This is a genomic window from Nitrospirillum viridazoti CBAmc (assembly GCF_000730165.1).
GTDB lineage: Bacteria > Pseudomonadota > Alphaproteobacteria > Azospirillales > Azospirillaceae > Nitrospirillum > Nitrospirillum viridazoti.
In genome coordinates, this window is record NZ_CP022111.1 from 1,252,988 (window position 1) to 1,276,972 (window position 23,985).

Annotated in this window: 18 protein-coding genes, 1 tRNA gene and 1 pseudogene; 12 read left to right on the forward strand and 8 right to left on the reverse strand. The window is 68.5% G+C overall.

Annotated features, from left to right (window positions below; translation table 11 throughout):
- Positions 1-13: 13 nt before the first annotated feature.
- Genes Y958_RS18765 through Y958_RS18775 form a run of 3 tightly spaced genes read right to left on the reverse strand, consistent with a single transcriptional unit; the run spans position 14 to position 2,994 of the window.
- Positions 14-1,192, reverse strand: coding sequence for an acyl-CoA dehydrogenase family protein (locus Y958_RS18765; RefSeq protein WP_088873473.1), 1,179 nt, complete (start codon positions 1,190-1,192; stop codon positions 14-16).
- Complete coding sequence (locus Y958_RS18770; protein ID WP_088873474.1) at positions 1,189-2,133, reverse strand: ABC transporter ATP-binding protein; 945 nt, start codon at positions 2,131-2,133, stop codon at positions 1,189-1,191. The genes Y958_RS18765 and Y958_RS18770 overlap by 4 nt, the downstream gene beginning before the upstream one ends.
- A gap of 3 nt (positions 2,134-2,136) precedes the next feature.
- Entirely contained in the window at positions 2,137-2,994 is an 858-nt protein-coding gene (locus Y958_RS18775) for an ABC transporter permease (protein ID WP_244909454.1), read from the reverse strand.
- A gap of 212 nt (positions 2,995-3,206) precedes the next feature.
- Between Y958_RS18775 and Y958_RS18780 the strand changes: the two genes are divergently transcribed.
- On the forward strand, positions 3,207-4,424 hold the full coding sequence (locus tag Y958_RS18780; RefSeq protein WP_088873475.1) for a bifunctional alpha/beta hydrolase/OsmC family protein: 1,218 nt from the start codon (positions 3,207-3,209) through the stop codon (positions 4,422-4,424).
- 12 nt (positions 4,425-4,436) lie between these two features.
- On the opposite strand, the gene Y958_RS18785 is transcribed toward Y958_RS18780, so the two are convergent.
- Positions 4,437-5,342: an ABC transporter substrate-binding protein gene (locus Y958_RS18785; RefSeq protein ID WP_244909581.1), complete on the reverse strand. Its 906-nt coding sequence runs from the start codon at positions 5,340-5,342 to the stop codon at positions 4,437-4,439.
- A gap of 258 nt (positions 5,343-5,600) precedes the next feature.
- Between Y958_RS18785 and Y958_RS18790 the strand changes: the two genes are divergently transcribed.
- Positions 5,601-6,392 (forward strand): class II aldolase/adducin family protein, encoded by a 792-nt coding sequence (locus tag Y958_RS18790; protein WP_088873477.1) that lies wholly within the window; start codon positions 5,601-5,603, stop codon positions 6,390-6,392.
- A 294-nt stretch (positions 6,393-6,686) separates the two neighbouring features.
- Positions 6,687-7,481 carry an alpha/beta hydrolase gene (locus Y958_RS18795; RefSeq protein WP_186291343.1) on the forward strand — a complete coding sequence of 265 codons (795 nt, stop codon included), beginning with the start codon at positions 6,687-6,689 and terminating at the stop codon, positions 7,479-7,481.
- Between the two features lie 14 nt (positions 7,482-7,495).
- On the opposite strand, the gene Y958_RS18800 is transcribed toward Y958_RS18795, so the two are convergent.
- Entirely contained in the window at positions 7,496-8,380 is an 885-nt protein-coding gene (locus tag Y958_RS18800) for a LysR substrate-binding domain-containing protein (protein WP_088873479.1), read from the reverse strand.
- A 344-nt stretch (positions 8,381-8,724) separates the two neighbouring features.
- On the opposite strand from Y958_RS18800, the gene Y958_RS18805 reads away from it, so the two are divergent.
- The 7 genes and pseudogenes from Y958_RS18805 (at position 8,725) to Y958_RS18835 (ending at position 18,655) form a co-directional block, all read left to right on the forward strand.
- A complete protein-coding gene (locus Y958_RS18805) occupies positions 8,725-11,238 on the forward strand; it encodes a TonB-dependent receptor plug domain-containing protein (protein ID WP_244909455.1) in 2,514 nt (837 codons plus the stop codon).
- Between the two features lie 144 nt (positions 11,239-11,382).
- Positions 11,383-12,710, forward strand: a pseudogene (locus Y958_RS18810) (LLM class flavin-dependent oxidoreductase).
- 216 nt (positions 12,711-12,926) lie between these two features.
- On the forward strand, positions 12,927-13,661 hold the full coding sequence (locus Y958_RS18815; protein ID WP_088873480.1) for a SapC family protein: 735 nt from the start codon (positions 12,927-12,929) through the stop codon (positions 13,659-13,661).
- Positions 13,662-14,068: 407 nt separating this feature from the next.
- Positions 14,069-15,088: a hypothetical protein gene (locus Y958_RS18820; RefSeq protein WP_088873481.1), complete on the forward strand. Its 1,020-nt coding sequence runs from the start codon at positions 14,069-14,071 to the stop codon at positions 15,086-15,088.
- Positions 15,089-15,205: 117 nt separating this feature from the next.
- Positions 15,206-16,582, forward strand: coding sequence for an L-seryl-tRNA(Sec) selenium transferase (gene selA, locus Y958_RS18825; protein WP_211098615.1), 1,377 nt, complete (start codon positions 15,206-15,208; stop codon positions 16,580-16,582).
- On the forward strand, positions 16,579-18,546 hold the full coding sequence (gene selB / locus Y958_RS18830; RefSeq protein WP_088873482.1) for a selenocysteine-specific translation elongation factor: 1,968 nt from the start codon (positions 16,579-16,581) through the stop codon (positions 18,544-18,546). The genes selA and selB overlap by 4 nt, the downstream gene beginning before the upstream one ends.
- Before the next feature lie 13 nt (positions 18,547-18,559).
- A tRNA-Sec gene (locus Y958_RS18835) sits at positions 18,560-18,655 on the forward strand.
- A gap of 84 nt (positions 18,656-18,739) precedes the next feature.
- On the opposite strand, the gene Y958_RS18840 is transcribed toward Y958_RS18835, so the two are convergent.
- Positions 18,740-19,903, reverse strand: a complete 1,164-nt coding sequence (locus tag Y958_RS18840; RefSeq protein ID WP_145727908.1) for a WD40 repeat domain-containing protein — start codon at positions 19,901-19,903, stop codon at positions 18,740-18,742.
- A gap of 181 nt (positions 19,904-20,084) precedes the next feature.
- Between Y958_RS18840 and Y958_RS18845 the strand changes: the two genes are divergently transcribed.
- Positions 20,085-20,666 (forward strand): hypothetical protein, encoded by a 582-nt coding sequence (locus tag Y958_RS18845; RefSeq protein WP_145727907.1) that lies wholly within the window; start codon positions 20,085-20,087, stop codon positions 20,664-20,666.
- A gap of 6 nt (positions 20,667-20,672) precedes the next feature.
- On the opposite strand, the gene selD is transcribed toward Y958_RS18845, so the two are convergent.
- The gene (gene selD, locus Y958_RS18850; RefSeq protein WP_088873485.1) at positions 20,673-21,719 is read right to left on the reverse strand and encodes a selenide, water dikinase SelD; all 1,047 of its coding nucleotides are present in this window, start codon (positions 21,717-21,719) and stop codon (positions 20,673-20,675) included.
- Positions 21,720-21,982: 263 nt separating this feature from the next.
- Between selD and Y958_RS18855 the strand changes: the two genes are divergently transcribed.
- Positions 21,983-23,047 (forward strand): permease, encoded by a 1,065-nt coding sequence (locus Y958_RS18855; RefSeq protein WP_211098616.1) that lies wholly within the window; start codon positions 21,983-21,985, stop codon positions 23,045-23,047.
- Here Y958_RS18855 and Y958_RS18860 read toward each other — a convergent pair.
- Positions 23,044-23,964: a LysR family transcriptional regulator gene (locus Y958_RS18860; protein WP_244909457.1), complete on the reverse strand. Its 921-nt coding sequence runs from the start codon at positions 23,962-23,964 to the stop codon at positions 23,044-23,046. The two genes, Y958_RS18855 and Y958_RS18860, sit on opposite strands and share 4 nt — an antisense overlap.
- Positions 23,965-23,985: the final 21 nt, after the last annotated feature.

Genomic DNA, 23,985 nt, shown 5'->3' on the forward strand with positions numbered 1-23,985 from the left:
GGAGGGGGGAGCTTCAGGAGGGGGTAGCGGCGGCGAAGGCGGCGCGGCCGGCGCCGACCAGCACCACATCGGCCTGGGGGGTATGGATGCGGCCGCACAGCACATCGCGGTAATGCCGCTCCAGCGGGTTGTGGCGGGTGGTGCCTGGGTTGCCGGTCAGGCGCACCGCCGTCTCCACCGCCTGGATGGCGTTCTCCGTCACCAGATGCTTGACCAGACCGGCCTCCACCGCGCTGGTCTCCCCGCGCGTGGCGGCGGCCAGCAGGGCGCGGTTGGACAGCAGCAGGCCGTCGATGGTGCCCACCGCCTCCTGGAAGCGCGGCAGGGTGGACAGGGCCGCCCCCAGGTTGCTGGGCACCCGCTGGCGGGCGAAGGCGATCAGCCAGTCGCGCGCCGCCTCGGCCACCGCGTCATAGATGCCGGCGGTCAGCACGGCGGCCCATGCGCCGAACAGCGCGTCGCGCGGCCCGGCCACCCCGGGCGCCCGCAGATCCAGCGCATGGTCCAGCGGCGTGGGCACATCCTCCAGGATCACGTCGTGGCTGCCGCTGGCGCGCAGGCCCAGATGGTCCCAGGTTTCGACCACGCGGATGCCGGGGCTGTCGCGGTGCACCAGGAAGCCGCCGACACGCGGCTGCGGCTCGTCAGTGCGGGCCCAGACCAGCAGCCAGGTCAGGGCCGGGATGCCGGTGGAATAGAGCTTGTGCCCGCTGATGGACCAGCCGTCCGCCGTGCGCCGCGCCACCGTGGCCGGCAGGCCGCCGCGCGCCGGCGTGCCCAGGTCAGGCTCCACCCGCAGGGCATTGATCAGGGCGCCGTTTTCCACCGCGTCCCGCGCCACCCGGTCGTAGAGCGCGTCGGGCACGGCGCGCTGATCGACGGACGCATGAAACAGGTACTGCATGACCAGCACCAGGGCGGTGGCGGGGTCGCCCTTGGCCACCGCCCGCACCACCTTCAGCGTGGTGGCGAGGTCGGCGCCGGCACCGCCCCAGGCGGGCCCCACCGTCAGGCCCAGCAGACCCCTGGCGTGCAGGCTCCTGAAATTTTCGAAGGGGAAGCTGCCGTCGCGGTCGTGCGCGGCGGCACCGGCGGCGAACTCGGCGGTCAGTTCGGCCAGCACGGCGTCCAGGGCCGGGCCGTCGACGTGCTCCTCCTCCACCGCTTCCACGCGGCGCAGGGCCGCCGTCATGACAGGCCCCCGCCCAGCGGAGCGCTGTGATGGGCGCCGCCATTGAGCACACCGTTATGGCCGCCGTGACCGTTGACAGCGTGACCGTTGACGGCGTGACCATTAACGGCGGCCGGCCGGTTCCAGCCGGGGCGCAAGCCGGCGGCGGGCGGGATGAAGGTCAGGGGTGCCGTATCGCGGGGCAGCGGCTGTTCCACCCCCAGGTGACCCAGCAGGCGGCGGCGCAGGGCCTGGAATTCCGGCCCCGCCTCGCGCGGGCGGGCCAGGGCCACCTTCTCCTCCACCGCCAGCCGGCCGTCGGCCAGCACCAGGATGCGGTCGGCCAAGGCGATCGCCTCGTCCACGTCATGGGTGACCAGCAGCACGGCCGGACGGTGTGCCCGCCACAGCGACAGCACCAGCTGATGCATGCGCAAACGGGTCAGGGCGTCCAGGGCGGCGAAGGGTTCGTCCAGCAGCAGCAGTTGCGGCTCACGCACCAGGGCGCGGGCCAGGGCGGCGCGTTGGGCTTCCCCGCCCGACAGGGTGGCGGGCCAGGCGTCGACGCGATGGCCCAGGCCCACCTCCTCCAGCGCGGCGGTGGCCTGCAGGCGGGTGCGGCCGCCCTTCAGGCCCAGGGTGATGTTGCGCCACACCTTCTTCCACGGCAGCAGGCGCGGTTCCTGGAACACGACGGCGCGGGCACCGGGGGTGGACACCTGCTCCGCCGGGGCGGCGTCCAGGCCGGCCAGGGTGCGCAGCAGGGTGGTCTTGCCCGAGCCGCTGCGGCCCAGCAGGGCCACGAACTCACCCGGGGCGATGTCCAGATCCAGGTCGCGCAGCACAGTGACGTCGCCGAAGCGGCGGCTGAAGCCACGCACGCGAACCGCGGCGTCGCTGGACGCGGTGGAGCTGTCGGCAGTCAAGGGGGCAGCTGTGAGAGGGGCGGTGTTGGAAGCCATGGTTCAGCGCTCCAGGAAGGTGGGGCGCCAGGCCAGCAGGCGGCGCTCCAGAAGGCGGACGAGGAAGTCGGTGCCCAGGCCCAGCACGGCATAGACGCCCAGGCAGACGACGATGATGTCGGTGCGCATGAAGTCGCGGGCGTTGTTGATGAGGTAGCCTAGGCCGGCGGAGGCGTTGATCTGCTCCGCCACCACCAAGCTCAGCCAGGCATGGCCCAGGGCGTAGCGCAGGCCGACCAGGAAGGATGGGGTGGCCCCCGGCAGCACCACGTTGGTGATCAGCTCCAGCCGCGACAGACCGAAACTGCGCCCCGCCTCCACCAGCTTGGCCTCGATGGCGCGGATGCCGGAGAACAGGGTGAGGTAGGTGGGGAAGGCGGCGCCCAAGGCGATCAGCGCCACCTTGGGCACCTCGCCAATGCCGAACCACACGATGAACAGCGGCACCAGCGCCAGAAAGGGCAAGGTGCGCAGCATCTGCATTAGGGGGTCGACCAGCGTCTCCCCCCGGCGGAACAGGCCCGCCAGGACGGCCAGCACCGTGCCGACGGCAACCCCGATGCCCAGGCCCGTGGCCACGCGGACCAGCGACACCAGCAGGTTGGACACCAGCTCGCCCGAGGCCAGCAGGGTCCAGAAGGTGGCCAGCACGGCGCTGGGGGCAGCCAGCACACGGGAGGGCACCAAACCCACCCGCGACCCCAGTTCCCACGCCAGGATCAGGGCCAGGGGCACGGTCCAGCGGGAATTGCCCAGCCGGGCCAGAAGGCGCCGGATCAGCGGGACGCCAGCGGGCCGGGGGGTAGGCCGGGGGACGGCGGACAATGCCGCGTCTTGCGGAGCGTCGAGGGCCAGGGACAAGGCCGCACCTCATTCTACATGTGAGATATGGTGATATCTGATCGATGAACTCCATTAAATGTCGTGGATTTTAATCCGGCAATGGACTTCTCATGCTGTGAATGTTTGAAAATTCTCAAGCATGGAGATTTCGTTGCGTGGCGGCGGACGGCTTGGCCATTGCCCCGCTGGCGGTGCTACAAGAACGGCAGGCAGAGGGAAGGGAGGCCGCCATGGCCAGCCAGCAGTTCGATTTCGACAGCGCCAAGGGGTACCGGTTGTCCGGCCGGATCGAGCCGGCGGAGGGTACGCCGCGCGGCTGGGCCATCTTCGCCCACTGCTTCACCTGCGGAAAGGACAGCCTGGCCACCACGCGGCTGGCCCGCGCCCTGGCCATGACCGGCATCGGCGTGCTGCGCTTCGACTTCGCCGGGCTGGGCAAAAGCGGCGGTGACTTCGCCGATGGCGGCTTCGCAGCCGATGTCGATGACCTGATGGCGGCCTATGCGGCCATGACCCAGGCGGGCATGCCGCCCAGCCTGCTGGTGGGCCACAGCTTCGGCGGGGCCGCGGCCCTGGCCGCCGCCGGCGACATGCCCACGGTCAAGGCCGTCGTGACCATCGCCGCCCCGTCCGATGTGGCCCATGTGCTGCAGACCTTCGGACCGGAGGCGCTGAACCGCATCGAGGCGGAGGGCGAGGCCGAGGTCGACCTGGCCGGCCGGCCCTTCGTGATCCGCCAGAGCTTCGTCGATGATGCCCGCGAACAGGATTTGGCGACACGCATCGCCCGCCTGCGCCGTCCGCTGCTGATCCTGCACGCCCCGGGCGACATGACGGTGGGCATCGACAACGCCACCCGCATCTTCGTGGCGGCCAAGCATCCCAAGAGCTTCGTCTCGCTGGACGACGCCGACCATCTGCTGACCCGCCCGGCGGACGCCGACTACGCGGCCGCCGTCATCGCCGCCTGGGCCAGCCGCTACCTGCCGCAGCAGGGGGAGACGCCGGATCCGCATGGCGAGGCCGAAGGCGTGCTGGCGATGGAAACGGGTCGCGGCCGCTACCAGCTGGCCATGCGCAGCGGCCCGCACCAGTTCCTGGCGGATGAGCCGGTGGACGTGGGCGGCCTGAACAGCGGCCTCGCCCCCTATGACTTCGTGTCGGCGGGCTTGGCCGCCTGCACCACCATGACCATGCGCATGTATGCGGAGCGCAAGGGCCTGCCCCTGGTGCGCGCCCAGACGCGGGTGGTGCACACCAAGCGGGCGGACCAGACACCCGCCGACCTGTTCACCCGCACCATCACCCTGGAAGGCCCCTTGGATGCGGAGCAGCGCGCCAAGCTGCTGTCCATCGCCAACCGCTGCCCCGTGGACATCACCCTGACCCGCGCGTCGGAGGTGGAGACGCTGCTGGTGGATGAGCAGCCGGACGACCAGCCCTCCTGATACAGGCGGCCTCTACAGCACCCGCTCGAAGGCCGGCCGCACGTCCAGGCCATCGCCACCCAGCCCCACCTTGGCGAACTGGTCCACGATGCTCTGCTGGTCGGCGATGATGCCATCGTCCAGCGGTACGGGATGGAAGTTGGTGCGGCGGATCATCAGGGCCGCCACCTCCGCCGGCACGCCCGTCTGCTGGGCGAAGACCGCGGCGTAGGCGTCGGGCTTGGCGGCGGAATACTCCCGCGCCCGGTCGATGCGGGCCACGAAGTCCCGCACCAGGGCGCGGCGGGCGGACAGCGCCGCCGGCGTGGACAGCAGATAGGACAGGCCGGGCATGCGCCCCTGCGCGTTCACCAGCACCTTCAGCCCGTCGTGCAATTCCCCCAGGGCGGTATAGGGGTCCCAGGTGGCCCAGGCGTCGATGCTGCCGGCCAGCAGGGCGGCCTTGGCGTCGTTGGGCGCCAGGAAGGCGATGGTCACCCTGTCCACCGGCACGCCCACCTCCGCCAGGGCGCGCAGCACCAGGAAATGGCCGATGGACCCCTTGCTGGTGGCGACCGTGCGGCCGGCGAGGTCGGCCACCGCCCGGACCGGGCCATCCGGCTTCACCAGCACGGCCGTGCCCTCACCGCTGGAACGATAGGCGGAGACCGCCTTGATCTGCGCCTTGCCCGCCAAGCCGAAGCCGAAGGGCGCGTCGCCCACCGCGCCCACGTCGATGGCCCGGGCGTTCAAGGCCTCGATCACCGGGGCGGCGTTGGGGAACTGCGCCCATTCCACCTGATAGTCCAGGCCGGGTTTGTCATCGGGATAGGCGCTGAGCAGGGCCTGCAACCCGCCGCGCTGGTCCCCCACCTTCAGGACGCCGGGCGCCTTCTTATCATCACAGGCCGTCAGCAGCGCTGGGCCGGCGACGACCACGCCCAAACCCGCACCCGCCCGCAAAAAGCCGCGTCGCGACCAATCCCGACCCCAAGCCATGATGCACCCAAACCCATGCCATTGCAGCGAGAACCCAGGCTAGCGGACGGGCGCACCGGCGACTGTTTGATAAGTTTCAACAGTTCCTTGAGCGGTGGCGGTCCAAGGAACGCTCAAGCCAAGCTTTAAAATCCCCAATTTGACGTCCCGCCCGCGTGGATCGACGCTGAAGGCCAATCAACGCGATGGAGAATGAGGATGGCGGACGGATCCTACCTGGGCATCCAGTCCCTGAAGGGGCAGGTGGATGAGGCGGAGTGGCAGACGCGGGTTGAACTGGCGGCGCTCTACCGCCTGGTGGCGCTGTTCGGCTGGACCGACCTGATCTACACCCACATCTCCGCCCGCGTGCCGGGCCCGGAAGAGCACTTCCTGATCAACCCCTATGGCCTGTACTTCGATGAGATCACGGCCAGCAGCCTGGTGAAGGTGGACCTGGACGGGAACATCCTGCAGGCGCCGGTGTGGGGCGACACGGAATATGGCATCAACCCGGCGGGTTTCACCATCCATTCCGCCATCCACGGCGCCCGGCATGACGCCAAGTTCGTCATCCATCTGCACACCGCCGACGGCATCGCCGTCTCGGCGCACAAGGAGGGGCTGCTGCCCCTGAACCAGCATTCCCTGACCGTCATTCCGCGCCTGGCCTATCACGACTATGAAGGCATCGCCCTGCATCTGGATGAGCGGGAGCGGCTGGTGGCTGATCTGGGCGACAAGAGCCTGATGCTGCTGCGCAACCACGGCACCCTGGCCCTGGGCCCCACTGCCGCCCATGCCTTCCTGGGCATCCATGCCCTGGAACGTTCCGCCACCCTGCAGGTGCGCACCCTCAGCGCCGGCCGCGACGGCATCCTGCTGGCGCCCCAGCACGCCCAGGCCGAGGTGCGCCAGCAGGTGGCCAACCACCGCCCCGACCACGCCAAACTGCCCTGGGCCGGCCTGCTGCGCCGCCTGGCCCGGGAGTCGCCGGGGTATGATAGCTGACCCTTTCGCGTGGGCGATCCAGCCCCCGCATTGCGCCCCGTCCGGGACATCGCCAATATCGGTTCGCGCGCCGGCGCGGATGGTGAGGCGCACCAGTCCTCGACGGGGAAAAGCATGCGACGGTCCAGGTGGACGTACTATGTGCCCGCTGCCGGTCTTCTGATTTGGGTGCTGGCGACGGGAACCAGAGCGTGGGGCCAGACGGCGCCCACGACCGCCGGGGCTGCCTACCCCTGCTATGAGGCGGCCAATCCTGATGATATTCGCCTGTGGCCTGGGCGGGCGCCGGGGGCGGTGGGGGATGAGCCCTGTCGCGACATCCCGTTCGTCCAGGTTTTCCGGGCAGGCGGTGTGGATCCCGGCCCGGCCCTCGTGCTCATCCCCGGCGGCGGCTACGATCACCTGTCCAACGAGCGCGAGCAGGCGACGGTCGCGGCCTATTTCGCCGAACACCTCAAGATCACCACCTTTTTGCTGTCCTACCGGCTGGTGCAGCCGGACGGGACGTACCGCTACCCCGTGCCGCTCTGGGATGGCCGCCGCGCGGTGCGGCTCGTCCGCACCCTGTCGGCCCGCTATGGGGTGGACCCCAATCGCATCGGCGTGTTTGGCTTTTCCGCCGGCGGCCACTTGGCCGCCCTGATCGCCTTCCGGCCCAAAGACGATTTCGGCTTCACCCCAGGGGACGTCATCGATGCGGCGGACGACACGGTGGCCGTCCTGGGGCTGGGTTATCCCTTGGTCGCCCTTGATCCTGCCGTGGTGCCGCCGTCCGGCAGCGTCAGACACCTGTTGGCCGGCTACCACGGCGCAGAGCGGGCCGCCCTGGAACAACAACTTTCCGCCCAGACGCAGATTGGCCCGGACGCGCCGGCGGTTTTCCTATTCGACGGGCTGGATGACCAGCGTGTCAGCTCCAAGAACAGCCTTCTGCTGGCGCAGGCCCTGCGTGACGCGGGGGTGCCCAACGACATCCATCTGTTTGACCATGGCCCCCACGGGGTGGGGCTGGCAATGGGCGTTACCGGAGAAGAGGCGTGGCCCCGCCTGTTTCAGGACTGGCTACTGCAGCGCGGCTTTCTCCCATAACAGCACACCCATCCTCATGCCGCGTTGGCCCGCGGCTCATCCTCTTCGCCATCGTCGTCCCCGGCGCCTTGGGCGCTGATCGCCTGGTGCACCAGACTGATCAGGCTGGTGATGGATTCCGACGGGTTGGGACGATGGGCCAGGATGACGCTGACGGGGGCCAGGGGCGGCAGCACACCCAGCGGCAGGGGCGGCAGCGGGTCGAAGGCCATGGCGCGGCAGGTCAGGCCCAGGCCGGCGCGCACGGCGGCGCGCAGGCTGGACAGGTTGGGCGTTTCCACCACGATGCGGTGGGGCCGGCCGATGCGGTCCAGGGCCGCCAGCGCCGCCTCGCGGAAGCGGCAGGGCGTTTCCAGCACCACCAGGGGCAGCACGTCGGCACTCAACAGTTCCGGATTGCCCATCCAGCGCACCGGCACGGTCAGCACCCCGTTGGGGTCCCCCGCCGGGCCAAAGCCCGCCACCACATCCAGCCGGTCGGCCGTCATCTGTTCCAGCAGTTCGGCGGTGCCGGCGATGCGGGCGTGCAATTGCGCCTGGGGATGGATCTGGGCGTAGCTGGCCAGCACCCCGGTCAGCAGCGTGTCGGTCATGTCCTGCACCATGCCCACCCGCACCGGGCCGGCGAAGGCGCCGGCAGTAACGGCGCTGACCGCCTGCTCGTTCATTTCCAGGATCTTGCGGGCGAAACCCAGCAAGGTCACCCCCGCCGGCGCCAGCGTCAGGCGCCGCCCCTCACGCAGGAACAGCTGCGTCTGCAACAGGTCCTCCAGCCGCTTGATCTGCAGGCTGAGGGCCGACTGGGTCAGGAAGATGCGCTCCGTCGCCTTCTGCAGGGTGCCGGCGTCAACGATGGCGACGAAGGTGCGCAGCAGCTCGGTGGGCAGATTGGGGGGCATGGGGCACGGTCCTCACTGTCCATGGGTTCTCATTGACCCCAATTACACATGCCGATACGCAAGACAGCAACCTGAGTCCGCAGCATAGCGATGTACAATATATCGCATAGCTCCATATTTCACACTTATTTAGTGCATTATAAGAATCCAGCCTTTCCAAGGCCTCATCCCGGGCGGCCCGCCGCAATGATGCGCGGCCTGACTACCAATTTAGTGCCCTCATCAAATCCTCAAGGATAAGTCGATTTACGGGCCAGGGCGGCGGCCTGTCTAAAAACCCAACGCTTTATTCAACATCGGGGAAGCCCGGCAGGCGTGCCAAGTCGGGCCCAAGGGGGTTTTACATGCATGCCGCTGCTATTCTGAGCCGTCACAAGATCCTGCTGCTGGCCACCGCGCTGGCCCTGCCCACCGTTGCCGTCACGGCGCACGCGGGGGAGCTGGCCGCCCCGGCGACCGCGACCACCGGGGCCCTGACCAGCGATAGTGTGGAATTGGACGCGGTGCAGGAAACGGTGGTGACCGGCCTGCGCGGCGGCAGCCGGGCGGCCATCGACAGCCCCTCCCCCATCGATGTCGTCGGCTCGGCGGCTTTGGCGGAAACGGGCAAGGTCGGCCTGAAGGAACTGCTGAACCAGCTGGTGCCGTCCTTCAACCTGCCCGGCGTGAACGGCGGTGGCACCAGCTGGACCGTGCGCTCCACCACCATGCGCGGCCTGAACGGCGACCAGGCGCTGGTGCTGGTCAACGGCAAGCGCCGGCACAACACGGCGCTGATCAATAATCTGGCGCGCATCGCCAACGGCGGCGTGCCGGTGGATCTGGACCTCATCCCGGTGGGCGCCATCGACCATATCGAGGTGCTGCGCGACGGGGCCGCCGCCCAGTATGGCTCCGACGCCATCGCCGGCGTCATCAACGTCATCCTGAAGAACGCGCCCGAGGGCGGCAGCGTGGAAAGCAGCCTGGGCCAGAACTATGGCGGTGACGGCTTCACCAAGCACGTCGCCGCCAATTACGGGCTGGAGTTGCCCCGGCAAGGCTTCCTCAATCTCTCCGCCGACTATAAGGACAACCAGTCGGCCAGCCGCGCCGCGCCCACCAGCGTGGCCAACCTGTACAACCCCCTGGCCAACGGTGCCCGCGACCCGCGCGAGGCCACGGCCGACCGCACCTTCTACGGCAGCAGCTACGGCCCGGGGCAGGAGACGATCTACAGCGGGTCGTACAACGCGGAACTGCCGATAGGGGACGATGTCACCCTCTATTCCTTCAGCACCGTGTCCAAGCGCCGCTCACGCAAGAACACCGGCAGCTTCCTGCCTAACAACATCAACTCCCTGCCCGAGGTGTATCCCAACGGCTTCAACGCCCTGCGCCGCATCTGGGAGACGGATTTCCAGACCACGGTGGGCGGGCGGGGTGAGATCGCCTCATGGTCCTGGGACCTCAGCACCACCTACGGCCGCGACGATGCCAAGCTGGACGGCGAGAACACGCTGAACGCCACCTTGGGCCCGACCAGCCCCACCTATTTCCACCTGGCCGACCAGATCTTCGACCAGGTGACCACGGATCTGGACGTCAGCCGGGCCCTGGATCTGGGCCTGCCCGCCCCCGTGACCGTGGCCTGGGGCCTGGAACACCGGTATGAGCGCTATGAGATCGACCCCGGCGACCCGGCCAGCTACATCATCGGCAGCTACGTCATTCCCAGCGGCTACTACGCCGGGCAGCATCCGCAGCCGGGCCTGGCCTCCTACACCGGCACCTCGCCCGCCGACAGCGGCGCCATCGCCCGCAACAACGCCGCGGCCTATATCGACCTGGCCACCAACCTGACGCCCGCCTGGTCGGTGGACGCCGCCGGCCGGGTGGAGCACTACACCGGCGCCGTGGGCGACACCGCCAGCGGCAAGCTGGCCACCCGTTATGAGCTGGCGCCCGGCTACGCCCTGCGCGGCACGGTCAGCAACGGCTTCCGCGCGCCCTCGCTGGCGCAGACCATCTACGCCTCCTCCACCTTCACCGGCACGGTGGATGCCGCCGGCAATTACATCACCTTGCCCATCAAGGTGCTGCCCGCGACCTCGGGCGAGGCCAAGGCCCTGGGCGCCACGCCGCTGACGCCCGAGACCTCCACCAACTACAGCGTGGGTGTGACAGCGGAACCGGCGCACGGCCTGCAGCTGACGCTGGACGCCTACCGCATCGACATCAAGGACCGCATCGTCGAAACCGGGCTGCTGACCGGCAACGCCGTTTCCACCATCCTGCAGCGGGCCGGTTTCGCCCCCGGGCTGTCGGCGCAGTACTACACCAACGCCGTCGACACCCGGACGGAGGGCGTGGACGCCGTGGCCAACTACCTGGTCGATCTGGGCGACGCCGGCGACGTACGGCTGGGGGCCGCCTACAGCTGGACGCGCACCTACATCACCCACATCAAGCCGACGCCCATCCAGCTGTCCAGCCTGGGCTACGCCCTGTTCGACCGGCAGCGCCAGGCGGACCTGACCGACGGCACGCCGCGTGGCAAGGCCATCCTGTCCGCCAACTGGCACTGGGACCGCCTGCATATCGATACCCGCGTCACGCGCTACGGGAGCTATACCGAGGCCGGCACGGTGGCCGCCAACGACCGCACCTTCGGCGCCAAATGGATCACCGACCTGGATGTGGGCGTGGACCTGACCGACCGCATCAGCGTCAGCCTGGGCGCCAACAACCTATTCGACGTCTATCCCGATGCCATCGGCATCGTCGACGCCAAGACCGGCCTGAACAAATATGGCCTGTTCTCCCCCTTCGGCATCACCGGCGGCTATTACTACAGCCGCGTGTCGGTGAAGTTCTGAGCCATCCTTCAGCGCCGCCAAACAGTCGCTGCACGATTTCCAAAATTTCCCGGCGGTCCGGCGGCGCTAGACTTTCCTTGAGATAGCCCCATCCCGAACCGATCAACCGGCGGCCAGCTCGGCCGCCGACTGGAGACACGCACCATGACCCGTTCCCTGCACCTGGGCGCCATCCTGGCCGGCGTCGGCACCAGCCACGACGACTGGCGCGACCCCGACCTGCCCGGCGACGCCAGCATCGACATCAATTGGTACATCGACGCCGCCCGCCAGGCGGAGGCCGCCAAGTTCGACCTGGTCTTCATCGTCGACAGTCCCTACATCACGCCCGACAGCGCCCCCCATTTCCTGAACCGGTTGGAACCGCTGACCCTGCTGTCGGCCCTGGCCGTTTCCACCAGCCACATCGGGCTGGTGGGCACGCTGACCACTTCATACTGGGAGCCGTACAACGTCGCCCGCCAGTTCGGCTCGCTGGACAACATCAGCCGCGGACGCGCCGGCTGGAACGTGGTGACCACCGGGCTGGAAGGCGCCGCCCGCAACTATGGCCGGGACCACCACCTCGACCATGCGGAGCGTTACCAGCGCGCCCGGAGTTCGTGTCCGTCGTCCAAGGCCTGTGGGACAGCTATGAGGATGACGCCTTCCCCCGCGACAAGGCGGCGGGCGTGTTCCTGGACAAGACCAAGCAGCACGCGCTGAACCACAAGGGCCGCTTCTTCTCCGTCGCCGGGCCCCTGGCCCTGACCCGCAGCCCGCAGGGCCAGCCGGTCATCTTTCAGGCGGGCGACAGCGACGCTGGCCGCGACCTGGGTGCCACCATCGCTGACGCCACCTTCGCCAGCGCCGACGGGTTCGAGGCGGCCCAGGCCTACTACGCCGACTTGAAGGCGCGCGCCGCCGCCCAAGGGCGCAACCCCGACCACATCGTCGTCCTGCCCGGCCTGACCGTCACCATCGCCGACACGCAGGAGGAGGCGGACCGCCTGGCCGCAGCACACGAGGCGGAACTGGATTTGGACAAGCTGCTGGTCCAGCTGGGCCGTCCCTTCAACTACCACGACTTCCGCCTGTACGACCTCGACGCGCCTTTCCCCGACCTCAGCCATGTCAGCCTGAACGGCTACAAGGGCCATGCGGAGCGCATCATCAAGACCGCGCGGGAGGAAGGCCTGACCCTGCGTGAGGCGGCGTGGCGTTTCGGCCGCTGGCGCTCCGGCTTCGTCGGCACGCCGGAGGCGGTGGCCGACGAGATCGAGCGCTGGTTCACCGGGCGGGCGGCCGACGGCTTCAACATCCATGTCACCAAGCCCGGCGCCTTCGCCCAGTTCACGGACAAGGTGGTTCCCATCCTGCAGCGCCGGGGCCTGTTCCGCGCCGATTACACGGCCCGCACCCTGCGCGGCCACCTGGGCCTGCCCATCCCCGCCAACCGGTACAGCGGGCGGCTGGCGCAAGTGGCGGAATAAGGCCCGGCGGGTCATGTCCAATTGGGGGGATGAATAGCGGTGCCCTTCCCCCCGCCATCGGTGGTAGCGTGCGGGGATGGGCATTACCCCATCCCCGACGTTGACCACGGGCGGGCGCAGCACCACTAACTTCAAGATTGCCAGGCCCTGGCCGCCAGCGGCGCGGGGAACGGCGCATAACTCATAACCCCAATTGATCCGGGACTTGGAACAGAGATGAGCACGCAGACCCTTCCCGCCTTCTACCAGCGCCCCCGCCCCCTGGCCGCGGAGCGTGACGGCGACCTGTCGCTGGCGCCCGCCGCCGGCTACCAGTTCGCCGCCGGCTCCAACTCCGTGCCGGTGATTGCGGCGGAGTTCACGCTGGCCTGCAAGCACTACCCCATCCTGTTCCTGGACGGCGCCCCGCCCCAGGCCGTGGCGCTGCTGGGCTTGCGCAATGGCGAGAACCTGTTCGTGGACGCCGACGGCACCTGGGAATCCGGCGCCTACATCCCCGCCTATGTCCGCCGCTACCCCTTCATCTTCCTGGAGAACCGCGAGAAGGCGGAATTCACCCTGTGCATCGACGAGGCGGCCTCCAGCCTCAGCCACGGCGGCCCCAACAAGCTGTTCGAGGGCGGCCAGCCCACCGAGGTCACCCGCAACGCCCTGGCCTTCTGCAGCGACTACCAGGGCCACTACAACGCCACCACCGAGTTCGTGGAGGCCCTGATCAAGGCCGACCTGCTGGTGGAGAACCGCGCCGACGTCACCCTGAAGGACGGCCAGAAGCTGAGCCTGGCCGGCTTCAAGGTCATCGATGAAGCCAAATTCAACCAGCTGCCGGCCGAGGACTTCCAGCGCTGGCGCGAGCGCGGCTGGCTGGCCCTGGCCTATGCCCATTTCATCTCGGTCAGCAACTGGGCCGGCCTGGTGGACCGCACCTCGCAGCGCCCGGCGACCAACTGACGCAGCGCCTTTAGCCTTAAATGAAACGGCGGCCCGGGTCATCCCGCGGCCGCCGTTTTCATATCCGGGCATATTCCACAAGCTGGGCGCGGACAATCAAGTCCACGCGGGCGTCACACCGGCGCGCCGCCATACAGCATGCCCAGCAACATGAGATACAGCAGCGCCGCCAAGGGCAGGCACGCCTCGCCCCACATCTGGGCCCGTTGCTCGACCTTCGCCATCGCCGTCATTTCCAACCTCATCCGTCCAGCCCGCGCCGTTGGATAATTTCAAACATCGGCAGTCGTTTGCGTCAATAAAATATATTCAACAATATTTTTCAGTTATTCCTCTTGGCAACTTGCCGGCGGGCGGGTGCGTGGCATTTCCCTAGCAGGCATGGCGGCAGACAGGGATCGGTGCGTATGGAAAATCGGCGTGGACTATTCTCACCCTGGCGGCGCACGACCCTGGCGGCCGCCCTGACGATCGCCTTGGTCCCCGCTTTATTTCCCCCCACGGCGCGGGCGCAGACCACGACCTCGGGCGTCAGCGCCGAGGCGATACGCGACGCGGTGCGCGAGCAGTTGAAGGCGGAGGACATCGGCCACGGCTTCGAGACCCTGGGCGTCTTCGGCGGCACGCCCGACGCCAGCGCCGCCCGCTACAGCAGCAATGAGATCACGCTGCACGGCTACAAGCTGCCCATCACCCACAGCTTCCGCGACAAGGACGATACCGACAGCGTCGCCCCCTACCTGGAGGTAACGCTGGGCTATGAGACGGCCTGGCACCAGACGGCCTTGGGCGCCGATACCGGCGCGCCGGACGTGGTGAAGGAAAACTACAAATCCTATTCCGCCCTGGGGGGCTTCGGCCTGGACATCCCGATCGGCGGTTCCACCTCCGTCCGGCCGGTCGCCCTGGGCGGCTACACCCGCATCCGCGGCAGCGGGGAATTCGCCGGCCCCAATGCCGACCTGTTGCGGGAGAGCACGGGCGGCATCCTGACCAGCATGCGCATCGACAGCTTCCTGGCCGGCGGCGGGGTGGAAGTGCTGCACGAGCGCGCCCTGGCCGACGGCCTGCGCCTGCACCTGATGGGCCGCTTCAGCGAGTTCGCCGACATCCCCAGCCGCGTCAGCGACCCGTCCTTGAAATCCACCGGCAGCTTCGGCTTCGCCACCGTCAATGCCCAGTTGGACGGCCCGCTGGGTCATCTGTTCGCCGACGACCTTCGCTGGATCGCCTTCAGCCGGGGCAACATCCTGATCGGGTCGCAGCAGGATTTCCTGGGCTTCGACAAGTTCCTAGAGGTGGGCGGCGGGCTGGAGGTGGTGACGCCCCATCTGGGCTATGGCATCGAGGGCGTGACGCTGCGTGGATCGGCCATCATCGGCAACGGCGTGCGCGGCTGGACCATCGGGCTGGGCTTGGCGTTTTAGGGCCCTGGGTCGCCCATACCTAGGTATGGCTTGGCGGCGTGCTTGTTTTCGGTGGGATTGACCAAATTCTTAAATGTGCCAAAAGGGGGAACACCCCAACGAAAGTGCCCTGCCCCCGTGCACCTCCGCGATCTGCCGTCCATCAGCGCCGTCCTTTCCCACCCCGCCGCATCCCCCCTGCTGGACCGCCACGGCCGGACGGCGGCGACGGACGCCATCCGCGCCGTGCTGGCCGAGGCCCGCGCCGCCCTGCTGGCCGGCGGCGACACTGTGCCGGATGCCGACGCCGTGGCCGCCCTGGCGGGGGCCCGGCTGGAGGATACCGGCCGGTCCAACCTGCGCCCGCTGTTCAACCTGACGGGCACGGTGCTGCACACCAACCTGGGCCGCGCCCTGTTGGCGCGGGAGGCCATGGACGCGGCCCTGGCCGCCATGGGTGATCCGGTGGCCCTGGAATTCGACCTGGACGACGGCAAGCGCGGCGAGCGGGACGACCATGTCCGCGCCCTGTTGTGCGAACTCACCGGGGCGGAGGACGCCACCGTCGTCAACAACAATGCCGCCGCCGTGCTGCTGGTGCTGAACACCCTGGCACGCGGCCGCAACGCCATCGTGTCGCGGGGGGAGCTGATCGAGATCGGCGGCGCCTTCCGCATGCCCGACATCATGGCCCAGGCCGGTGCCCGCCTGGTGGAGGTCGGCACCACCAACCGCACCCACGCCAAGGACTACAAGGGCGCGCTGACGCCCGAGACCGGCGTTATTCTGAAGGTCCACACCAGCAACTACCGCATCCAGGGCTTCACCAAGGAGGTGCCGGCGCCCGAACTGGCCGGCATCGCCCATGGCGTCGGGGTACCCTTGGTGAACGACCTCGGGTCCGGCACCTTGGTGGACCTGTCCGCCTACGGCCTGAAGCGCGAGCCCACAGTGCGCGAAGCGGTGGCGGAGGGGGCGGATCTGGTCACCTTCTCCGGCGACAAGCTGCTGGGCGGGCCGCAGGCCGGCTTCATCGTCGGCCGCCGCGACCTGATCCAGGCCCTCAACCGCAACCCCATGAAACGGGCCCTGCGGGTGGACAAGGTGCGACTGGCCGCCATCGAGGCGACGCTGAAGCTGTACCGCGACCCCGATCGCCTGGCCCAGCGCCTGCCCACCCTGGCCCTGCTGTCCCGCCCCCAAGGGGAGATCGCGGAGCAGGCCCGGCGTCTGGCGCCCGTGCTGGCCCAGGTGCTGGGCGATGGCTTTACGGTGGGGGTGTGCGATTGCGACAGCCAGATCGGCTCCGGCGCATTGCCACTGGACACGCTGCCCAGCGCCGGCCTGGCCATCCGCGCGGGCGGGGCAGCGTTGAGCGCGCTGGCGGCCGCCTTCCGCACCCTGTCGCGGCCCATCGTTGGCCGCATCGAGGATGGGCGCCTGATCCTGGACCTGCGCTGCCTGCGTGATGAGGACGCCTTCATCGCCACCCTGGCGGAGTTGCGGCTGCCATGATCATCGGCACCGCCGGCCATATCGACCACGGCAAGACGGCCCTGGTCCGGGCGCTGACGGGCGTCGATGGCGACCGTCTGAAGGAGGAGAAGGCCCGGGGGATCACCATAGACCTGGGCTTTGCCTACCTGCCCCTGCCAGATGGACCCGAAGGTGCCGGCCCCACGCTGGGCTTCGTCGACGTGCCGGGGCATGAGCGCTTCGTCCACACCATGGTGGCCGGCGCCAGCGGCATCGACTACGCCCTGCTGGTGGTGGCGGCCGACGACGGCGTCATGCCGCAGACGCGCGAGCACCTGGCCATCATCGACCTGCTGGGCATCCGCCACGGCCTGGTGGCCCTGACCAAGGCGGATCTCGGCCCGCCCGACCGCCTGGCGGCGGTGACGGCGGAGATCAGGGCGGCGCTGGCGGGCACCAGCCTGGACGGCGCCGACATCCTGCCCGTCTCCGCCCTCAGCGGCGCCGGCATCGATGCGTTGCGCCGGCGGCTGGAGGGGGAGGCCCGCGCCCAGGCAGCGGCGAAAACGGCGGCTGACCCCGGCGCCTTCCGCCTGGCCATCGACCGCGCCTTCACCCTGACCGGCGTGGGGGTGGTGGTGACGGGCACGGTGCTGTCCGGCCGGGTGCGCGTGGGCGACAGCGTGACGGTCAGCCCCTCCGGCCTGCCGGCGCGTGTCCGGTCCCTGCACGCCCAGAACACGGTGGCGGAGGAAGGCCGCGCCGGCGACCGCTGCGCCCTGAACCTGGCCGGCCCCGACATCACCAAGGAAGCCCTGCACCGGGGCGACATGGTGCTGGCCCCAGCATTGCACGCCCCCACCGACCGCATCGACGCCAGCCTGCGCCTGCTGCCGCGCGAGGCGGGGGCCAAGCCGCTGCCGCAATGGTTCCCCGTGCGCCTGCACCACGCGGCGGCGGAGGTGGGCGCCCGCGTCGTCCTGCTGTCGGAAGAGGCGCTGGCGGGCGGTGAGGCCACGCAGGTGCAACTGGTGCTGGAACTGCCCATCGCCGCGGCGGTGGGCGACCGCTACGTCATTCGCGACGTCTCGGCCCAGCACACCCTGGGCGGCGGCCGCTTCATCGATCTGCGCCCCCCGCCCCGCCGGCGGCGCACGGCGGAGCGCGTGGCCCAGCGCATCGCCCTGGCCCTACCGGAGCCCGGGGCCGCCCTGGCCGCCCTGCTGGCCATCCCGCCGCACCATGCCGACCTAACCGTCTTCGTCCGCGACCACGCCCTGCCCGACGGCACGTCGGAGGCGCTGGCCGCGGCGCTGAACCTGGTGGTGCTGGACCAGGGAGAGACGCGCACCGCCCTGTCGGCCGAACGATGGGCCGCCTTCCTGGCCCATCTGTCGGAAACGCTGGCGGCCTATCACGCCGAGAACCCGGACCTGCAGGGGATGGGGCGGGAGAAGCTGCGCCTGGCCGTGCAGCCCCGCCTGCCCGCCCCCGTCTTCGCCGTCGCCATCGCCAAGGCCGTGGCCCAGGGCCTGGTGGCGCTGGATGGCGCCTTCATCCGCCTCGCCGGCCACGTCGTGCGCCTGGCGCCGGCGGATGAGACGGCCTGGGCCGACCTCGCCCCCCTGCTGGGCGGGGAGGTGCGCTTCCGCCCGCCACGGGTACGCGACATCGCCGCCGACACCGGCCGGGATGAGGGGGAGGTGCGACGCATCCTGAAGCTGGCCGGCCGCATGGGTTGGGCCGACCAGGTGGCGCACGATCATTTCTTCCTGCGCGACACGGTGCGCGAGATGGTGGCCATCGCCGTGGACGTGGCGGCCCAGGCCCCCGGCGGCACCTTCGTGGCGGCGGCCTTCCGCGACCGCATGGACAACGGCCGCAAGGTCGCCATCCAGATCCTGGACTTCTTCGACCGCCACGGCGTGACCTTGCGCCGGGGTGACCTGCGCCGCATCAATCCGCACCGGCTGGACTTGTTCGGCCCGCCTGTGGTTTTGTGAGTTTGGTTTATACGGAAGGGAATCGCCCCTGGTGGGGCGTCCGGACTTCAAATCCGGGTGGGGCAGCGAGACTGTCCCGGGTGGGTTCGACTCCCATTCCCTTCCGCCATCCCTCAAAGCTTGCATCCCGGCGCCGGTGCCGTTCAGGCGCATGCCATAAGTGGCGCGCCCGTCAGTGGCCGTAAAGCCCACCCTACGGCCTCTTCTCCCGCTCAATCTGAAATATGCTGATCTTGCCTTGGTTGAATTCGGCCAAAATGCCGTTGGGAGCGTTCACGCTCAGGGAGCAGCATCCTGGAAGATGCTCACCCCCAGGATATTTGCCTTTCTGGATGTCGAAGATGGAAGCGCCAGGGCCAAGAAAGATGGTCGACCCGGCATCCTTGGAAATGACCGCGATGTTTTTGTGATCACCAAGGAAGTCCTCGACATAGGGACCTGGATCCAATCCAGTGTCACCGAGATCTTTGATCAACTTCGCCGCCGACGCGTCGATAATGAAGAACGGCTGGAACAATATCCTGTCGCCGTCCCTATTTGACCGTCCCGATATCCAGCGAAGCCCGCAGCTTGACGCCGACATGCTGTGATATCCGCCCGCGACACGGAAAGACGTGGGCGCCGAATGGGAGGAAATGTCCAATAAGGACGCGACCACGTCGCAGTCCTCGTATTTCACGTCGCCGCCTATGGCCAACCCCTTGTTCCACCAGCCGATGGCGGCGATCTTGTCCTGCCCGGCCCACGCGACGGCCATGGCCGGAACTATCATGTCAGCCTGATATACCAGTGCGTTATTGTCGATCTGGTATACTTCAATTCGACCGGAGTTGGGGAAATCGGATCGGTTGACCAGAATCTTTTTGCCGTCCGGGCTGAAATAGGCGGGCGATCTGGTAACGCCACCCACGGTGACACGATATTTTTCCTTCCCCGTTCCGGAATCCCAGATGCCGATAGTGTCCCTTTTGGCCCAAGCCGTGCCGATCATGATCAATGAGCCATCGGGGCTCCAATCAATATTACTCTGGTCCGCCATGTAGTTCATGCCAACGCCGTCATCTATTCTGGCCAATTCTTTTCCACTGGCGAGATCGATGATTGAAATGACAGATAATGAATAATTCAATTCCAATAACAAAGCGACCCTCGTTCCAGAAGGATCCACCTTGATCTGTTCCAGGAAAAATCTTCTCCCAATGTCCGGAATGGCGATATTTCTCACCAGCTTCATTGAAACGCCACCGCCAACATCGTATGTCGGCTTCCACGCAAATTTGAAAATACCCACACCGAAAAGCCCCGCAAGCAGCAGCGTTCCCAACAGGACCTTGCGGTTCTTTAGAAGCCCAGCCATCACCCACCCCACAGTCATTCTTTCAGCTCATCGGGCTCGCGCCGCCCGCCTTCACCCATTCTCCAAGTCCCTGCCCGGCATTTTGGATCGCCGGGCAGTTATCCATAGCGCCTTTGGATAAAATTACTTACCCCTTGGCACCCATGCTCACCACGACGCGCCTCAAAGGGGAAGCACAGCCATGCCCAGGAAACCCGTACCGCCCGCCGATGAGCCCGTGCAGGTTCCGATCCACGGTACCGTCGAGCAGGGCTTCAGCGCCCGCTTCACGTCCGACTTCCCCCGCCGGGGCAACAGCCAGCCGGGCACCAAGATCGAGAACCCGGCCGGCGCCGCCGGCGGCGCCTTCAGCCCCAGCATCGACGGCGACGCCAGTCTGCACCTGCGCCTGTCGGCCAACGGTGTGCGCAAGGTGGAGGCGACCTACGACCCCCGCCACTTCTACATCTCCCCCGCCGACCTCTCCGCCAACCCCCACTTCACAGTCGCCGCCCGGGAAGAAAACGGCCTGGGCATCACCACGCTGTTCCAGTCGGACATCGCCCTGATCATGCGGGACCCGCTGTTCACCCTCTTCCCCTATGAGGCCGGCAGCCGGCCCGGCCATGTCATCATCCCGGGCCCGCAGCACATCTGGCCGGCTGGCTGGCTGAAGCTGCGCATCACCGGAGCCAACGGCGACGTCATCCATTGCGTGAAGACCAACTCCGAAAACGGAGAGGGCGAGTTCACCATCGAGAAGATCGACCGCTGGCGCTGGTGAAGCGGCCTACACCACCCGCACCACCGGTTCCCCCTCCGTCACCCGGCCGATGATGCGGGCCATGGGATAGCCGGCGTCCACGATCTGGCGGCAGATCTCCTCCGCCCGCTGCGGCGCCACGGCGACCAGCAGGCCGCCGGAGGTTTGCGGGTCGGTCAGCAGGGCGCGGCGCCAGGGGGCGATGTCGGTGGGCAGGCGCGTCTCCTCGCCATAGCTGGCCCAGTTGCGGTTGGAGGCGCCGGTGATGAAGCCGGCCTGGGCCAATTGGGCGGCCTGGGACAAGAACGGCAAACGGTCCCACTCCACCGCCAGCGTCAGCCCGGCGCCCCGCGCCATCTCCAGGCCGTGGCCCAGCAGGCCGAAGCCGGTGACGTCGGTGATGGCGTGCACGTCGGGATCTTGCGCCAGGGTGGCGCCGACGCGGTTCAGCAAGGTGGTGCTGGCCACCATCTCGGCGTAGCCGGCGGCATCCAGCGTCTGCTTCTTGAAGGCGGCGGAATAGACGCCCACGCCCAGGCCCTTGGTCAGGATCAGAGCATCGCCGGCCTTGGCCGTGGCGTTGCGGCGGATGGCCTGGGGCGGGGCGACGCCGATGACGGCCAGGCCGTAGATGGGCTCGCCTGAATCGATGGAATGGCCGCCGGCCACGGGAATGCCGGCCTCGGCGCAGATGCTGGCGCCGCCGGCCAGAATCTCCCGCACCACCTCTGGCGCCAGCTTGCCCAAGGGCATGCCCAGGATGGCCAGCGCGAACAGGGGGCGGCCGCCCATGGCGTAGACGTCGGACAGCGCGTTGGTGGCGGCGATGCGGCCGAAGTCGCGCGGATCGTCCACCACCGGCATGAAAAAGTCGGTGGTGGCGATGATGCAATGGCGGTCGTCCAGCTGCCAGACGGCCGCGTCATCCCCCGTTTCCGTCCCCACCAGCAGGTTGGCGTAGGCGGCCGTCTGCGGCTGGCCCGCCAGCAGCTGCTGCAGCACCGCCGGCGCCAGCTTGCAGCCGCACCCCCCACCGTGGGCGAGATCGGTCAAACGTATCGGGTCATTGGACATTTCTATCGCCTTCAATTGTATGGAAGACCGGTTTTTGTATTGTCTGCAGGCAAACCAACCTCGTTGCAGATAAGGACATTGCCCTTATTTGCAAGCGGCGTTAAGACCGGAGTTGTTCGATCGAGGATGCCTATCGCCGTGACGCCCGCCATGAGGGGCGGCGATAGCGGGCTCCCGATGCCGAACCGTGGCCCGGTCGGGTCCAAGACGTGAGGGGCGCGCCGCCCCTCGCGGGACCTAGCCTATGCCACGGACGCATCCCCATGGACCTGACCGCCGCGAAGTCATCGCCCGCCCCCGGACGCCCCCACCCCATGGTGGGGATCGCCATCGTCGCCCTGATCGCCATCGCCGGCCTGTTCTACGTGAAATGGTCGCCCTATTACGCCCGCGCCTTCGCGGCGGCGGCCAACCACGCCATCGGCAAGTCCATCCTGATGGGCACCGACGCCGCCGCCCCGGCCCCGTCGTGGGACGCGGCCGTGGGCTATGCCCTGGCCTATGGCAAGGCCATCTGGCAGGCCATGGTGCTGGGCCTGCTGCTGGGCTCCGCCATCCAGGCGCTGCTGCCCGTCACCTGGGTGGCGCGCGCCCTTGGCCGCACCGGCTTCGGCAGCGTGCTGGCCGGCGGCCTGCTGTCCCTGCCCGGCATGATGTGCACCTGCTGCGCCGCCCCGGTGGTCATGGGCCTGCGCCGTCAGCAGGCGGCGCCCGGGGCGGCCATGGCCTTCTGGCTGGGCAACACCGTGCTGAACCCCGCCACCCTGGTCTTCATAGGCTTCGTCCTGGGCTGGCAGTGGACGGGCCTACGCCTGGCCCTGGGGCTGGTGATGGTGCTGGGCCTGGGCCTGCTGGCCAACCGCGTCAGCCCCATGCCCGATCAGGCGACCGCCCTGCTGGCCCTGCAGGCGGAGGCGGAGGCGCAGAACCCCTTTGTCCGCTGGCTCAAAATCCTGGGCCGCATGGCGGTGCGCCTGATCCCGGAATACGTCGTCATCGTCCTGGCCTTAGGCGCCGCCCGCGCCTGGCTGTTCCCCGCCATCGGGCCGGAGATCGGCAACCAGTTCATCTGGATCGCCGCCTTCGCCATCGCCGGCACGCTGTTCGTCATCCCCACGGCGGGCGAGGTTCCCATCATCCAGGCCATGCTGTCGCTGGGCATGGGCGTGGGGCCGGCCGGCGCCCTGCTGATGACCCTGCCGCCCGTCAGCTTGCCGTCCATCGCCATGCTGCATCGCTCCTTCCCCCAGAAGGCGCTGGCGGCGGTCATCGCCGGCGTGGTGCTGCTGGGCATCGTCAGCGGCTATCTGGCGGTGGCGTTGTTCTAGCTCTCGCCCCCCGGGTCGCCCCCCAGGTCGCAACGCGGCCCCATGTAGCCCGGCAGGGCGGTGGTCAGGGCATCCACCGCCGCCCGCACCTTCAGGGGCAGGTGCGGCGTCTGCACCCACAGGGTATGGACGTCATAGAGATACTCCGGCTGGTCCGGCAGCACCGTCACCAGCGCGCCCGACGCCAGCTGTTCACGGATAAGCCAGGAGGGCAGCCAGGCCAGACCCATGCCGGCCACGGCCAGGTCGGCGATGGTCTCCAGATCGTCCAGCTGGATGCGGTGGCGGGGCAACATCTCCACCGCCGGGCGCCCGTCGCGCGGGAACAGCCATTGCGGAATGCGGGCGGAGCGGCGGTAGATGATGCCCTCATGCCGGGCCAAGTCATCCAGATCCGTCGGCGCGCCATGCGCCGCGAGGTAGGCGGGTGCGGCGCAGACCACCATGCGCTGGCGCGCCACGCGCCGGGCGATCAGGCCGGCGCGGTCGGCCAGGCCGCCGGTGCGGATGGCCAGATCGAACCCCTCCTCCACCAGGTCGACCAAGCGATCGCCCAGCGACAAATCCAGCTCCAGCGCCGGATAACGCCGCGCCAGTTGCAGCAGCACGGGTACGACGCAGCGGCGGCCGAAATGCTCCGGCATGGTCACGCGCAGCCGGCCGCGCGGCTCCCCCAGCTGGTCGGCGGCCAGGGCGTCGGCCGCGTCCGCCTCCGCCAGCACGACGCGGCAGCGCTCGTAATAGGCCCGGCCAAAATCCGTCAGGCTCTGCCGCCGCGTGGTGCGGTTCAGCAGCCGCACGCCCAGCCGTTCCTCCAGGAAGCGGATGTGCTTACCCACCATGGGGCCCGACAGGCCCAGCGCCGACGCGGCGGCGGCGAAAGACCCCAGATCCACCGCCTTGACGAAGACGGCCATGCTGCCCAAGCGGTCCATATT

Bases quoted from the DNA above. Each gene is read 5' to 3' on its own strand.
- Y958_RS18765 (WP_088873473.1), bottom strand. From the start codon at position 1,192: ATGACGGCGGCCCTGCGCCGCGTGGAAGCGGTGGAGGAGGAGCACGTC.
- Y958_RS18770 (WP_088873474.1), bottom strand. From the start codon at position 2,133: ATGGCTTCCAACACCGCCCCTCTCACAGCTGCCCCCTTGACTGCCGAC.
- Y958_RS18780 (WP_088873475.1), top strand. From the start codon at position 3,207: ATGGCCAGCCAGCAGTTCGATTTCGACAGCGCCAAGGGGTACCGGTTG.
- Y958_RS18790 (WP_088873477.1), top strand. From the start codon at position 5,601: ATGGCGGACGGATCCTACCTGGGCATCCAGTCCCTGAAGGGGCAGGTG.
- Y958_RS18800 (WP_088873479.1), bottom strand. From the start codon at position 8,380: ATGCCCCCCAATCTGCCCACCGAGCTGCTGCGCACCTTCGTCGCCATC.
- Y958_RS18805 (WP_244909455.1), top strand. From the start codon at position 8,725: ATGCATGCCGCTGCTATTCTGAGCCGTCACAAGATCCTGCTGCTGGCC.
- Y958_RS18815 (WP_088873480.1), top strand. From the start codon at position 12,927: ATGAGCACGCAGACCCTTCCCGCCTTCTACCAGCGCCCCCGCCCCCTG.
- Y958_RS18820 (WP_088873481.1), top strand. From the start codon at position 14,069: ATGGAAAATCGGCGTGGACTATTCTCACCCTGGCGGCGCACGACCCTG.
- selB (WP_088873482.1), top strand. From the start codon at position 16,579: ATGATCATCGGCACCGCCGGCCATATCGACCACGGCAAGACGGCCCTG.
- Y958_RS18840 (WP_145727908.1), bottom strand. From the start codon at position 19,903: ATGGCTGGGCTTCTAAAGAACCGCAAGGTCCTGTTGGGAACGCTGCTG.
- Y958_RS18845 (WP_145727907.1), top strand. From the start codon at position 20,085: ATGCCCAGGAAACCCGTACCGCCCGCCGATGAGCCCGTGCAGGTTCCG.
- selD (WP_088873485.1), bottom strand. From the start codon at position 21,719: ATGTCCAATGACCCGATACGTTTGACCGATCTCGCCCACGGTGGGGGG.
- Y958_RS18855 (WP_211098616.1), top strand. From the start codon at position 21,983: ATGGACCTGACCGCCGCGAAGTCATCGCCCGCCCCCGGACGCCCCCAC.
- Y958_RS18860 (WP_244909457.1), bottom strand. From the start codon at position 23,964: ATGGCCGTCTTCGTCAAGGCGGTGGATCTGGGGTCTTTCGCCGCCGCC.